This window comes from Oerskovia sp. PE-21s, from assembly GCF_056158145.1.
Window position 1 is genome coordinate 1 of sequence record NZ_JBUXJM010000012.1, and the last position, 12,209, is coordinate 12,209.

The following is a 12,209-nucleotide window of genomic DNA, read 5'->3' on the forward strand; positions in this document are numbered from 1 at the left end:
ACCAACCCGCCGACCGGGGTCAGCTCCACCCGTATCCCGCGAGCCACCTCGTGATCTCGCGGTAGAAACGTCTCCGCGGCCCCGGTCCGGACAGCGTGAGGTCGTGGATCCCGCCAGGAATCCGGGCGATCGTCACCACGGGCCCGAGGTTCGTGGCTCGCCGGGCCAGCAGCTCGACGTCGAGCACGATGTCCGCCTGCCGCATGTCCTCGCTCCAGCGCGGGCTGATGATGGTCCGGTCGGACGTCAGGACGATGATGGGACACGTGACGGACAAGCCGGCAGCGACCGTCGCGTGACCCTCGATGATTCCCCGGAGCCAGCCGGCGCGGACAGGGAAGGACGGCACGGGTCGCCACGCGGGGTTGAACTCCCAGCCGCCGCTCTCGAGGTCGCGCAGCGTCCGCGCGTAGTACCCGGCGTCGATGTTCGGCAGTGGAGCCTTGGGCTGGAACCGGGCGAGCTGACGGATCGCCGGCGAGGACACCGTCCTCACCGTCGACGAACCCTGCAGCTCCAGCCACGGGCTGTTCAGTACCAGCCCGTGCAGCCGACCCGGGTTCCGGTTCGCCCACAAGACACCGGTGAGCCCCCCTGTCGAGTGGCCGACCAGCATGATCGACGCGTGCGCGCCGAGCTCGGTGTGGATCAGGGCGAGCGCGGTCTCGAGATCCTCGTCGTACTCGTGGAGGTGCTCGATGTACCCCGGAGTCTGGTGCGGTCGGAGGCTGCGGCCGTACTTGCGCAGGTCTACCGCGTAGAACGCCGCGCCCTGAGCGTGCCAGTACTCGGCGAGCTCGGTCTGGAAGAAGTAGTCGCTCCACCCGTGGACGTACAGCACGGCGCGTGCGGGGCGGACGGCCTCCTCGGTCGGAGGGTCGTAGCGGACGAGGGTCGCGACGACCTCCCCCTCGTCGTCGGGCGTGAGGTGGAGGGTCAGACGACGGTAGTCCGGTCCGAGGACGTCCTCCTCCCACCGGCCGCGCTGCGGTCTGACACGGGGCCGAGGAACCGGGCCTCGAGGCCCCGTCGGGACGAGCGCCGCTGCCTCGGCGAGCGGAGCCCGCAGCGACGCCAGGGTGAGCGTCCGGGGCGCGGTCGCCCGTGGGCGACGTCGGGAACCTGCGATGCGTGGCGAACCGGTCCACTCGTGCGAACCCGCCGAGCCAGCAGCCCGCGGCTCGGTGCCACGTGACGCGACGCCTGGTTCGACTCCGACAGGCCGCGCGTCGGGAGCAGCGCCGCCGGAGCTCCCCGCGCCCTCGGTGTCCTGGGAGCCTCCGGTCGTCTGGAACTTCCGGTCGCCGCCCCGGGTCGGGCCCCCGTCCGCACCCACGCCGTCGGTCATGTCGTGAGCACGATCTTCCCGTAGTGCTCCCCGGCGTCGAGCCGTGCCAGGCCGGACGCGGCCTGAGCGAGCGGGAGTACCTCGTCGATCGTCGGGCGCACGTCGGTGCGGGCGAGGAACCGCAGCAGGGCCGCGAGGTCTTCGCGTGAACCCATCGTCACGCCCCGGACGGTGATCTCCTGGAAGAAGATGCGCGAGAGCTCGGCGGGGCTCGCGTCCCCGGAAGTGGCCCCGGCGACGACGACCGTCCCGCCCGGCCGGACCGAACGCATCGAGTGCGACCACGTGGCCTGGCCGACGGTCTCGATCACGGCATCCACCCGTGCGGGGAGCCGGGCCCCGGGTTCGAAGACCGCAGACGCGCCGTTCTGCAGAGCGCGGGCTCGCTTGGCCGAGGACCGCGACGTCACGAACACCTCGATGCCCGCCGCGCTCGCGAGGCGCGTCGCGGCGCTCGCGACGCCACCCCCCGCACCCTGGACGAGCACGCGGTCGCCCGGGGCGAGCCCCGCCACGCTGAAGAGCATGCGGTACGCGGTGAGCCACGCCGTCGGGAGGCACGCCGCCTCGACGAACGTGAGCTCCGGCGGCTTGGGGATCAGGTTCTTCGTGGGCACGGCGACCTGCTCGGCAAGCGTCCCCGCGTACTTCTCGGACAGGAGCGTGCGCGACTCCGCGGTCCCTACCCCGTGCCCGTCGGCGCCGATCACGCCGTGGACGACGACCTCGGTCCCGTCGGGCGCGATGCCCGCGGCGTCGGTGCCGAGGATCATCGGGAGCTGCTCGGCGCGCAGACCGACCCCGCGCAGCGACCACAGGTCATGGTGGTTCAGGCTCGCGGCCCGGACGTCCACCACCGACCAGTTCTCCCGGGGCTCCGGAGCGGGCAGGTCTCCCACGGTCAGGCCTGCGAGCGGGTCCTGCTGGTCGAAGTGCGTCACGTAGGCGGCAAGCATGTGTCCAACCTACGGTCTCCGGGCGCGGTGCGCGTCCGAGCCCGGGCGGGACACGATCGCCGTCCGGCCCGTGAGAACGCCAGACCCGCGGCGGCCTCGGATCGCGGCGGACGCGCAGGTCAGCGGTGGATGCCGCCAGCGACCGGGTGCCACTTCGGGCCGTAGCGGCGTGTGAAGACCGCACCGCTCACCTCGACGAGGGCGCCGGCCGCAGCCCGGACCGCGCGGGCGATCTCGGCGGCCTGGTCGTCGTCCTCGGCGAGGAAGCGCACCGTGACGCGGGCCTCGCCGCTCACGATCCCCAGGTCGTAGGACTCGACCTCGGTCACCTCGCGCGCCGCGGCGGCGGCCGCGGGCAGCACGGCTTCCGGGGACGCGCCAGGGCGCAGCATCCCGACGACGAGGCTCACCCGGTACGAAGTCACCGCTGCACCTTCGCACACGTCGGGCGCCCGAGCCCAACCCGCACCGCACCGGTGGCCGGGGTGCTTCACCCGGTATTCCTGCACGATCGGAAACATGCCGTCGGCATACTGGGCCCATGCGCATCACCGCCAAGATCGACTACGCCGTCCGCGCGTGCGTGGAGCTCGCCGTCGCCTACGACGAGGGGTTCGTGACCGCGGAGCGCGTCGGCAAGGCGCAGCGCATCCCGGGGTCGTTCCTCCTGGGCATCCTCAACCAGCTGCGCCGGTCGGGCCTGGTCGAGAGCCGCCGGGGCGCCGAGGGCGGGTTCCGCCTGGCGGCGGCACCCGCGCGGATCGCGGTCGCGGACGTCATCCGGGCGATCGACGGCCCGCTCGCGAACATCGCGGGCGTCCAGCCCGAGGACACGTCGTACGCGGAGTCCGCGGCGGCCCTCCAGCAGACGTGGGTCGCGCTGCGGGTCGCGATGCGCTCGGTCCTGGAGAACGTGACGGTCGCGGACCTCGCGTCGGGCACGCTGCCCGACGACGTCGCTCACCTCGTCGGGGACTCGGAGGCCTGGGTGACGCGCCCGTTCGGCGACGAGGTGGAGCTGCGGGGCGGGGGAGAGAGCCCGCGAGGGTGACGACCGTGCCCGTCGAGGGTGACGGTCCGGTGCTCGCGTTAACACTGCGAAACCTTGTCTCATCCGTCAACTCAATCTGGACCGTTTCGGTCTAGTTCAACTAGCGTCGCTCTCATGCACACCGAGCCGACGCACCGCGCGCTCCGCGCCATCGCGCCGGGCTGTTGCTGTCGACCCGTCTGACCCGACGAGACAGCCTCCCCCGCGCCGACCCCACCGGCGTCCCTGTGCACCCGCGACCAGGTCGCGGCCCCCCGGAAAGCGACCCCTCATGGTTGTGCCCTCTGCCTCCCCCCGCTCTCCTTCGGTCTCCCGCGCCTCCGCGGGTCCCGGAGCACACCGACGCACCTCGCAGCGCGCCCCCCGACCTGCCCTCGTCGAGGACTCCGCGGAGCACCTGCTCCTGCACGCTGACGTCCTCGTGATCGGCGGCGGCCCGGCCGCGACCTGGTCCGCGATCGCCGCGACCGAGCAGGGCGCGAGCGTCGTCCTGGTCGACAAGGGCTACTGCGGCACGAGCGGTGTCGCGGCGACGGCCGGCGTCGGGCACTGGCTCGTCCCGCCGGACGCCGAGCGCCGCGACGAGGAGATCACGCCGCGCGAGCAGCAGGGCGGGTACCTCACCGACCGTGACTGGACCAACGACGTCCTCGACGAGGCCTGGTACCGCACCGCGCTCATCGAGGGCTGGGGGTATGAGCGCACGCGCCGCTCGCGCCCCGCAGGCACCGGCGACCGGGGCGGAGCCGGCGGCCCCGCCCCGGTCGTGAACCCCTTCGCGCGCCGCCCCGGCGAGCGGTCGTTCTCCGGCTCGTCCCCGGACTACCTGCGCTTCCTGCGCGGCAAGGTCAAGAAGAACGGCGTCACGGTCCTCGACCACAGCCCCGCGCTCGAGCTCCTGGTCGACGGCGCGGGTGTCGTCTCGGGCGCCCAGGGCTACCAGCGCCAGACCGGGCGCGCGTGGCGGGTGGCGAGCGGCGCCGTCGTGCTCGCGACGGGCGGGACCACCTGGAAGTCGCACTCCCTGGGCGGCGACGTCAACACGGGCGAGGGCCACCTGATGGCCGCCGAGGTGGGCGCGCACCTGTCGAGCATGGAGTTCTCCAACTTCTACGGCATGGTCCCGTTCGGCACCTCGATGGACAAGAACGGCTTCTTCGTCACGGCCTCCTACTGGGACCACGAGGGCGTCCCCATCGCCTACGAGAACCTGCACAAGAGTCGCGCCGAGCTGCTCGGCGCGTCGCTGCGCGGCACGATCACGGCCCAGTTCACCCAGTTCCCGCCCGAGGTCCGCCCGACCCTGCGCGCCGCCATGCCGAACTTCTTCATGGTCACGGACAAGCTGGGCGTCGACCCGTTCACCGAGCGCTTCCCCATGGACTGGGTCCAGGAGGGCACGGTGCGCGGCACGGGCGGGGTCCACGTGCTCGACCGTGACGCGTGGACCGGCGTCCCGGGGCTGTACGCGGCGGGCGACGTCGCGGCGCGCGACCGCGTGGTCGGCGCGGCGACCGGCGCGGGCGGCCCCAACCTGGCGTGGGCCGTGGCGTCCGGCACGTGGTCGGGCCGGGCTGCGGCCGCCTTGGCCGCGGACCGCGACCCGTCGTCCCGCGGGCAGCGCCTCGTCCCCACGGGCACGCTCGGTCTCCGGCCCGACGGCGGCGCGCACCGCCTGCGTTCGGCCCCGGCCAGGGAGGGGGCGTGGCGCGAGATCACCGCCGCGGTCCGTGACGAGATGCTGCCCATCGACAAGTCGGCCTTCCGTCACCACCACGGCCTCGTGCGCTCGCTCGACACGCTCGACGAGCTGTGGGACCGCGCGGGGACCGAGCTCGTGCCGTCGGACGTGCGCGGCGCCGACGCGATCCGCACGCGCGAGACCGCGGGCATGCTTGCGATGGCCCGCTGGGCCGACCGGACCGCGCTCCACCGCACCGAGACCCGTGGCATGCACACCCGCACCGACTTCCCCGACACCGACCCCCAGCAGGCCCGCCGCCTGCTCACGGGCGGGCTGCGCGACCTGTGGGTGCTGCCGGACCCGGAACCGCCCGTCACCGGCGACGCCGGGGCGCCGTACGCCGCTCCCACCCCACCGACCCGGACCGAGGAAGCGTCATGATCGAGATCCTGAACGCCGCGCGCTGCACGTCGTGCGACATCTGCGTGCGGATCTGCCCGACCAACGTCTTCGAGCCCGCCGCCGACGGCGGCGTGCCGACCATCGCACGGCACTCCGACTGCCAGACCTGCTTCCAGTGCGAGGCGTACTGCCCCGAGGACGCGATCTTCGTGTCCCCGTCGCGCACGCCCGAACCCGCAGGCTCGCCGTTCCTCGACGAGGCCGACCTGCTCGACCGCGACCTCCTGGGCCTGTACCGGGACCGGGTCGGGTGGCGGCGGGCTCCGCGAGGCCAGGGCGACCCCGGGGACACGCGCGCCACCGGCGACGCCCGCGCAGGGGAGCCGGGCGCGGTCCTCGCGTCCGACGTCGACTACCACCGCGCGGCCGTGCTCGCCCCGGCCGCACCCTCCGGTCCCGTCCCTGACGAGACCCCGCACCACGACACCATCCCGACCACCCTCCAAGGAGCCCCCTCATGAGCCGGAACCGCACCTTCGCCGCCCTGGCGTCGCTCGTCCTCGTCACCGCGCTCGCGACGTGCTCCACGTCGGAGGCCGCGACGCCGTCGGGCGACGGGTCGGACGCAGCCGTCGAGCTCACGTCCCTGACCACGGGCGGCCCCTGGAACGGCGTCGCGGGCAAGACGCCCGTGGCGACCGGGCCGTTCGGGTACGCGGTCGAGACCGGGATCGCCGACGCGATCCTCGCCGAGCACGGCTTCGAGTACGAGGGCTTCGTCGGGTTCAACAACGGGCCGCCCGTGGTCCAGGCCCTCCAGACGGGCGACATCCAGGTCGGTTTCATCGGCGACACCCCGGCCACGCAGGCCAAGGCGAGCGGCCTCGACGTCCCCGCGCTCGTCATCGCCAAGCCGTCCTCGGACATCTGGTTCCTCACCAAGACCGGCGGCGTGACGACCATCGACCAGCTCGCGGGCAAGAAGGTCGGGCTCCAGTTCGGCTCCAACTTCGACAAGTACGGCCGCGCGGTCCTCGAGCGCGCGGGGGTCCTGGGCGACGTCGAGCTCGTCAACCTCCTGTTCGCCGACGCCCTGCCCGCGCTCCAGCGCGGCGACATCGACGCCGTGCCCGTCCCCGCGACCACGGCCGGCATCTGGCGCCTGCAGAACGACTTCCCGGTCCTGTCCAAGGCGAGCGTCGACGACCCCGACCTGCTCGCGACGAGCGTCTCGCTCACCTCGCGCGAGACCTACGAGGCGAACCCCGAGCTCGCCGCGGCGGTCTGGGAGGTCACCGAGGCCGGCGTCGCCAAGATCGAGGCCGACCACGACGCGTACGCCCAGTGGGTCTTCGACGCCACGGGCTCACCCGTCGAGGTCGTCAAGGAGGCCGAGCTCTGGCAGTACGGCACCCAGGCGATCGACCCCGACGGGCTGGCGACCGTGCAGTCGACCCTCGACTTCCTCGTCAGCTCCGGCGCCGCCCCGAAGGCGTTCGACGTCAGCACGTGGGGCGTCGAGTGACCGCCGGCACGACGACGTCGCGCGCCCGCGCGGACGCGCTCCCGGTCGCTGCAGCGACAGCCGCCGGTACGGTGCCGGCCACCGCCACGGGTGCGGCCGGGGCGCGGAGGGGCGCGACGTCGTCGGGCAGGCGGAAGCGCTCGCCGCGCGACGTGCTGCTGCGCGCCTCGGTGCCCACCGCGATCCTCGCGCTCTGGTTCCTGGGCTCGGCGCAAGGCTGGATCGACGAGAAGCAGTTCCCCGCCCCCTGGCAGGTCGCCGACGCGTTCGTCGAGCTCGTCTCCACGGGCGTGCTGTGGGAGAACCTGTCGGTGTCGCTCGGGCGCGTGGCCGTGGGCTTCGCGATCGGCGGGCTGCTGGGGCTCACGCTCGGGGTCGTCGCCGGGCTGTTCCGCCTGGGCGACCAGCTCCTCGACCCCACGCTCCAGATGCTGCGCACCATCCCGTTCCTCGCGATCGCGCCGCTCCTCATCCTCTGGTTCGGGATCGACGAACGACCCAAGATCATCATCATCGCGGCCGCTGCGCTGTTCCCGCTCTACCTCAACACCCACAGCGGCGTGCGCAACGTCGACCGCAAGATCCTCGAGGCGGGCAAGGTGTTCGGGCTGCGGGGGCTGGGGCTCGTACGGCACGTGATCCTGCCCGAGGCCATCCCGTCGGTCCTCGTCGGCCTGCGGGTGTCCCTGTCGGTGTCGCTGCTCGCGCTGATCGTCGCGGAGATGTCCAACGCGCCGCGCGGCATCGGGTTCCTCATGGTCTCCGCGCAGCAGTACTTCCAGATGGACGTGCTCGTCGTGTGCGTCCTGATCTACGCGGTGTGGGGGCTGTCGGTCGACCTGGTCGTGCGGCTCCTCGAACGCGTCCTGCTGCCCTACAAGCGACTCGGGAGAAAGCCATGAGCGCACCGACCGTGCCGGACCTCGCCTCACCGACCGTCCGGGTCGAGAACGTCGGGAAGTCGTACGGCGACCGGACCATCCTCTCCGACTTCTCGCTGACCCTGCGTCCGGGCGAGTTCGTCGCGCTGCTCGGCGCCAGCGGCTCCGGCAAGACGACGCTGCTGCGCATCCTCGCCGGGCTCGAGGAGCACGACACCGGGACCGTCGAGGCCCCCGCCGAGCGGACCGTGGTCTTCCAGGAGCCGCGGCTCGTCGCGTCCAAGCGGGTCGGGTCCAACGTGATCCTCGGGCAGCGTTCCACGCGCGACCGGCGCGCGGCCGCCTCGGCGGCGCTCGTGGAGGTCGGCCTCGGCGGGCGCGAGGCCGCGTGGCCCACGACCCTGTCCGGAGGCGAGGCGCAACGCGTCGCCCTCGCCCGGGCGCTCGTGCGCAACCCCCGGCTGCTGCTGCTCGACGAGCCGTTCGCGGCGCTCGACGCCCTGACCCGCATCAAGATGCAGGCCCTCGTCGCCGAGCTGTGCCACGAGCACCAGCCCGCGGTGCTGCTCGTGACGCACGACGTCGACGAGGCGATCCTGCTCGCCGACCGCGTGGCCGTCCTCCAGGACGGGAAGGTCGGGGTCGAACTCGAGGTCCCGTTCGACCGGCCGCGACGCCGCGGGGTGCCGGGGTTCGGGGACTTCCGGCGGCGGCTGCTGCTCGAGCTGGGGGTCGAGGAGGCGATCGGGGCGGCGTGACGGTGACGCGTGTGCCCGCCGAGGGGGACCGGTTGGGCCGCCGAGGGCGACCGTCGGCGGGCAGGTACGTCACCGTCGGCGGCCACGACCTCAGCTCGTGAGCTCGTCCCGTCGCGGCGGGTTCGCGCCCGCGCGTGAGACCGTGACCGCGGCGGCCGCCACGCATCGTTCGAGCACCGCGGTCAGCACGTCGAGGTCGACGGCCCGGAGCGCGTCGCGCCGGTCGCCACCCAGGAGATCCCGATCCCACAGCCCGTCGATGAGCGCCCCCATGAAGGTGTCGCCCGCGCCCACGGTGTCCACGACCTCGACCCGTGGTGCCGCGACCCGGACCTCGCCCGCCGCGCACACCGCGACGGCCCCCTCGCCGCCGAACGTCACGACGACGACCGCGGGCCCGTGATCTGCGCCAGAGCCCCCTGCCCACCGGTGCGCGACCTCCACGGGGTCGGAGCCCGGGTACAGCCACTCGACGTCCTCGTCGCTGACCTTGACCACGTCCACCACGGAGACGAGCGGTTCGATCCGGGTGAGCGCGGCCTCGGGGGTGCCCATGAGGCTGGGGCGGGCGTTCGGGTCGTAGGTGATGGTCGCGTGCTCGCGCGCGGCGAGGACGAGGTCGTGGACCGCGGTCGCGCCGGGTTCCAGGACCGCGGCGATCGACCCGGTGTGGACGGCGAGCGTCGAGTCGGTCGCCCGGGTGCCGGGGGCCAGGTCCCACGTCATCGCGAAGTCGTACGTCGCGGCCCCCGACCCGTCGAGGACCGCGCGCGCGACGCTCGTGGCGGCGGCGCCGTCGGACCCGGGGGTGAGGGCGACGCCCGAGTCGGCGAGCCAGTCGCGGATCGTGTCGCCGTGCTCGTCGCGGCCGAGGTGGGCCGCGAGCCGGACGTCGCGCCCGAGGCGGCCGAGGGTCAGCGCGACGTTCGCGGGGCTGCCGCCGGGGTGCTCGACGGTCGTGCCGTCGGCACGTCGGACCTCGTCGACGAGCGCCTCGCCGACGACGAGGACGTGCGGGGCGTGAGAGGGCATCAGGGCTCCAGGCCGGTCGGGGGCGGCGTCACCGTACGATCCTGCACCGATGACAGCGGTGTCAACCATGGAGAGCTCACCGCACCGACACGAACGCCTCCAGGACCCGGTCCACGCTCGACCGCAGCCCCCACCGCGCGGCGAGCTCGTCGAGAGCCGCAGCGTCCGCGGGCGCGGACGGGACGCCGTCGGGCACCGGGGGGACGGGCGCGTCGCGCGCGACCTGGACCACGAGCGGCGCGACGGCCAGGTAGTCCGCGGCCTCGGTGAGCCGACGCCGCTGCGTGGGGCTCAGGCCCTTGTCGCCCTCGTCGCGCGCGCGCAGGATGCCCGCGAGGTCGCCGTACCGGGCCAGCAGGCCCGCCGCGGTCTTCTCCCCGATGCCCGCGACGCCCGGCAGGCCGTCGCTCGGGTCGCCGCGCAGCGCGGCCATGTCCGCGTACGCCTGGCCCGACGACACGCCGTAGCGCTCGGCCAGGCGCTCGACGTCCACGACGTCGAGCTTCTTGAGGCCGCGCGCGGTGTACAGGACGCGCACGGGCACGTCGTCGTCGACGAGCTGGAACAGGTCGCGGTCGCCCGTGACGACCTCGACCGGCCCACCGTCGGGTGACGCGGGCCCGACGGCGCCGCCCGCCCCGGGCTCCCCGCCCGCCTCGCGCACGGCGCGTCGCCGGACCGACTCACGCTCGACGAGCGTGCCGATCACGTCGTCCGCCTCGTAGCCGGGGCACCCGACCCGCGCGACGCCGAGGGCCGCGAGGACGTCGACGATGATCGGGACCTGTGCGGTCAGGGCCTCGGGCACCTCCTCGATGCCCGTGGTGCCGGGGACCTCGGTCGCGACGCGGTGGGCCTTGTAGGAACCGATGGCGTCGACGCGGAACGCGGGCCGCCAGTCGTCGTCCCAGCAGGCCACGAGGCGCGCGGGCCGGCGCTCGGCCACGAGCACCGCGATGGTGTCGAGGAAGCCGCGCACCGCGTTGACGGGCGTGCCGTCCGGGGCTTTGACCGAGTCCGGGACGCCGAAGAACGCGCGGAAGTACTGCGACGCGGAGTCGAGGAGCAGCAGGCCGCCGCTGCCGGGGAGCTGGGTGTCGCGCAGGGGAGCGGGCGTCGCCGGGTCCGTCATGGTCCCCAACGTACCGGCGGCCTCCCACGCCAGCCGCTCGGGCGCTACGCCGCTGCCGCGCGTCGCCGCCCGGACCGTGCGTCGCCGGCCCGCGCACCGCCTCGATCTGACGCCCTGACGAGGGCCATGTCACATCCGATTCGGGACCTTTGGCGGGGTTTTCGCGCAGGTCACGTGCCTAAGGTGGCAAGTGCCCCGGGCACCTGGGCGGCCCGGACGACGCCGCCTGTCAGGAACCCAGCGACCAACGAGAGAAGGCGTGGCGAGGACATGAAGGCTGCACGTTTCCACGGACGACAAGACATCCGCATCGAGGAGGTCCCGGCCCCCGAGCTGCGGCCCGGCGCGGTCGCGATCGACATCGCGTGGTGCGGGATCTGCGGTTCCGACCTGCACGAGTACCTCGAAGGCCCCATCTTCATCCCCGCGGCGGGCCACCCCCACCCGCTCTCGCACGAGGAGATGCCCGTCACGATGGGGCACGAGTTCTCCGGGACCGTGACCGCGCTGGGCGAGGGCGTGGACGATCTGACGATCGGCGAGTCGGTCGTCGTCGAGCCCTACTTCGTGTGCGGCGAGTGCGCGCAGTGCGAGGCCGGCAACTACCACCTGTGCGTCAAGATGGGCTTCATCGGCCTGGCCGGTGGTGGTGGCGGCCTCTCGGAGAAGGTCGTCGTCGACCGACGCTGGGTCCACCCCGTGGGCGACATCCCGCTCGACCAGGCCGCGCTCATCGAGCCCCTGTCGGTCGGGCACCACGCGGTCGTGCGCTCGGGCGCCAAGGCCGGAGACGTCGCGCTCGTCGGCGGTGCGGGCCCCATCGGGCTGCTCACGGCAGCGGTCCTCAAGGCCCAGGGCGTCACGGTCATCATGTCCGAGGTCTCCGAGGCCCGGAAGACCAAGGCCCGTGAGACGGGCGTCGCCGACCACGTCGTCGACCCCACGCAGGACAACCTCATCTCCCGCGTCCGCGAGATCACGGGCGGCAAGGGTGTCGACGTGGCCTTCGAGTGCACGAGCGTCAACGCGGTCCTCGACCAGCTCTTCGACGCGGTCCGCCCCGCGGGAGTGATCGTGGTCGTGTCGATCTGGGGCAAGCCCGCGGCGGTCGACATGCACAAGCTCGTCCTCAAGGAGATCGACCTGCGCGGCACGATCGCCTACGTGCGCGACCACGCCGAGACGATCAGGCTCGTCCAGGAGGGCAAGGTCGACCTCGCCCCGTTCATCACGGCGAAGATCCCGCTCGAGGACCTCGTGAGCAAGGGCTTCGACACCCTGGTCCGCCGTAACGAGACCGCGGTGAAGATCCTCGTCCACCCGTGACGGGTCCCGGCCCGACGCCGGGGCTCACCTTCGACGCGGAAGGTGGGCTCCGCCGTCGGGCCGGCTTCTCGGAGCGTTGAGTGCATGATTGCGCTGCGACACGCCCGGCGAGTC

General features: G+C 73.3%; 12 protein-coding genes. 7 read left to right on the plus strand and 5 right to left on the minus strand.

Annotated elements, in window-relative coordinates:
- Positions 1–19 precede the first annotated feature (19 nt).
- From ACZDYF_RS18190 to ACZDYF_RS18200, 3 genes are all read right to left on the minus strand, one after another.
- Complete coding sequence (locus ACZDYF_RS18190; RefSeq protein ID WP_475060881.1) at positions 20–1,348, minus strand: alpha/beta hydrolase; 1,329 nt, start codon at positions 1,346–1,348, stop codon at positions 20–22.
- Complete coding sequence (locus ACZDYF_RS18195) at positions 1,345–2,304, minus strand: zinc-binding dehydrogenase (RefSeq protein ID WP_475060884.1); 960 nt, start codon at positions 2,302–2,304, stop codon at positions 1,345–1,347. Before ACZDYF_RS18195 ends, ACZDYF_RS18190 begins: the two co-directional genes overlap by 4 nt.
- A gap of 119 nt (positions 2,305–2,423) precedes the next feature.
- Positions 2,424–2,729, minus strand: a complete 306-nt coding sequence (locus ACZDYF_RS18200; RefSeq protein WP_191790060.1) for a hypothetical protein — start codon at positions 2,727–2,729, stop codon at positions 2,424–2,426.
- A 116-nt stretch (positions 2,730–2,845) separates the two neighbouring features.
- On the opposite strand from ACZDYF_RS18200, the gene ACZDYF_RS18205 reads away from it, so the two are divergent.
- The 6 genes from ACZDYF_RS18205 to ACZDYF_RS18230 all read left to right on the plus strand — a co-directional run bounded on the left by ACZDYF_RS18205 (position 2,846) and on the right by ACZDYF_RS18230 (position 8,605).
- Positions 2,846–3,355, plus strand: a complete 510-nt coding sequence (locus ACZDYF_RS18205; RefSeq protein WP_204810181.1) for an RrF2 family transcriptional regulator — start codon at positions 2,846–2,848, stop codon at positions 3,353–3,355.
- A gap of 271 nt (positions 3,356–3,626) precedes the next feature.
- Complete coding sequence (locus tag ACZDYF_RS18210) at positions 3,627–5,480, plus strand: FAD-binding protein (RefSeq protein ID WP_475060891.1); 1,854 nt, start codon at positions 3,627–3,629, stop codon at positions 5,478–5,480.
- Complete coding sequence (locus ACZDYF_RS18215) at positions 5,477–5,962, plus strand: 4Fe-4S dicluster domain-containing protein (protein ID WP_475060898.1); 486 nt, start codon at positions 5,477–5,479, stop codon at positions 5,960–5,962. Before ACZDYF_RS18210 ends, ACZDYF_RS18215 begins: the two co-directional genes overlap by 4 nt.
- Positions 5,959–6,966 carry an ABC transporter substrate-binding protein gene (locus ACZDYF_RS18220; RefSeq protein ID WP_475060905.1) on the plus strand — a complete coding sequence of 336 codons (1,008 nt, stop codon included), beginning with the start codon at positions 5,959–5,961 and terminating at the stop codon, positions 6,964–6,966. The genes ACZDYF_RS18215 and ACZDYF_RS18220 overlap by 4 nt, the downstream gene beginning before the upstream one ends.
- Entirely contained in the window at positions 6,963–7,868 is a 906-nt protein-coding gene (locus ACZDYF_RS18225; RefSeq protein ID WP_475060911.1) for an ABC transporter permease, read from the plus strand. The genes ACZDYF_RS18220 and ACZDYF_RS18225 overlap by 4 nt, the downstream gene beginning before the upstream one ends.
- Positions 7,865–8,605 (plus strand): ABC transporter ATP-binding protein, encoded by a 741-nt coding sequence (locus ACZDYF_RS18230; protein ID WP_400275167.1) that lies wholly within the window; start codon positions 7,865–7,867, stop codon positions 8,603–8,605. Before ACZDYF_RS18225 ends, ACZDYF_RS18230 begins: the two co-directional genes overlap by 4 nt.
- 90 nt (positions 8,606–8,695) lie before the next feature.
- Here the strand turns inward: ACZDYF_RS18230 and ACZDYF_RS18235 are convergent, their stop codons facing one another.
- Together ACZDYF_RS18235 and ACZDYF_RS18240 are read right to left on the minus strand one after the other, a co-directional pair.
- Entirely contained in the window at positions 8,696–9,637 is a 942-nt protein-coding gene (locus ACZDYF_RS18235) for a PfkB family carbohydrate kinase (protein WP_475060917.1), read from the minus strand.
- A gap of 76 nt (positions 9,638–9,713) precedes the next feature.
- Entirely contained in the window at positions 9,714–10,769 is a 1,056-nt protein-coding gene (locus tag ACZDYF_RS18240) for a 5'-3' exonuclease (protein WP_475060920.1), read from the minus strand.
- Between the two features lie 270 nt (positions 10,770–11,039).
- On the opposite strand from ACZDYF_RS18240, the gene ACZDYF_RS18245 reads away from it, so the two are divergent.
- Positions 11,040–12,095, plus strand: a complete 1,056-nt coding sequence (locus ACZDYF_RS18245) for a 2,3-butanediol dehydrogenase (RefSeq protein ID WP_191790069.1) — start codon at positions 11,040–11,042, stop codon at positions 12,093–12,095.
- Positions 12,096–12,209: the final 114 nt, after the last annotated feature.

What these genes read in the sequence shown, in the direction of transcription:
- ACZDYF_RS18190 (WP_475060881.1), bottom strand. Translation starts at nt 1,348, where the DNA reads ATGACCGACGGCGTGGGTGCGGACGGGGGCCCGACCCGGGGCGGCGAC.
- ACZDYF_RS18195 (WP_475060884.1), bottom strand. Translation starts at nt 2,304, where the DNA reads ATGCTTGCCGCCTACGTGACGCACTTCGACCAGCAGGACCCGCTCGCA.
- ACZDYF_RS18205 (WP_204810181.1), top strand. Translation starts at nt 2,846, where the DNA reads ATGCGCATCACCGCCAAGATCGACTACGCCGTCCGCGCGTGCGTGGAG.
- ACZDYF_RS18210 (WP_475060891.1), top strand. Translation starts at nt 3,627, where the DNA reads ATGGTTGTGCCCTCTGCCTCCCCCCGCTCTCCTTCGGTCTCCCGCGCC.
- ACZDYF_RS18215 (WP_475060898.1), top strand. Translation starts at nt 5,477, where the DNA reads ATGATCGAGATCCTGAACGCCGCGCGCTGCACGTCGTGCGACATCTGC.
- ACZDYF_RS18220 (WP_475060905.1), top strand. Translation starts at nt 5,959, where the DNA reads ATGAGCCGGAACCGCACCTTCGCCGCCCTGGCGTCGCTCGTCCTCGTC.
- ACZDYF_RS18230 (WP_400275167.1), top strand. Translation starts at nt 7,865, where the DNA reads ATGAGCGCACCGACCGTGCCGGACCTCGCCTCACCGACCGTCCGGGTC.
- ACZDYF_RS18235 (WP_475060917.1), bottom strand. Translation starts at nt 9,637, where the DNA reads ATGCCCTCTCACGCCCCGCACGTCCTCGTCGTCGGCGAGGCGCTCGTC.
- ACZDYF_RS18240 (WP_475060920.1), bottom strand. Translation starts at nt 10,769, where the DNA reads ATGACGGACCCGGCGACGCCCGCTCCCCTGCGCGACACCCAGCTCCCC.
- ACZDYF_RS18245 (WP_191790069.1), top strand. Translation starts at nt 11,040, where the DNA reads ATGAAGGCTGCACGTTTCCACGGACGACAAGACATCCGCATCGAGGAG.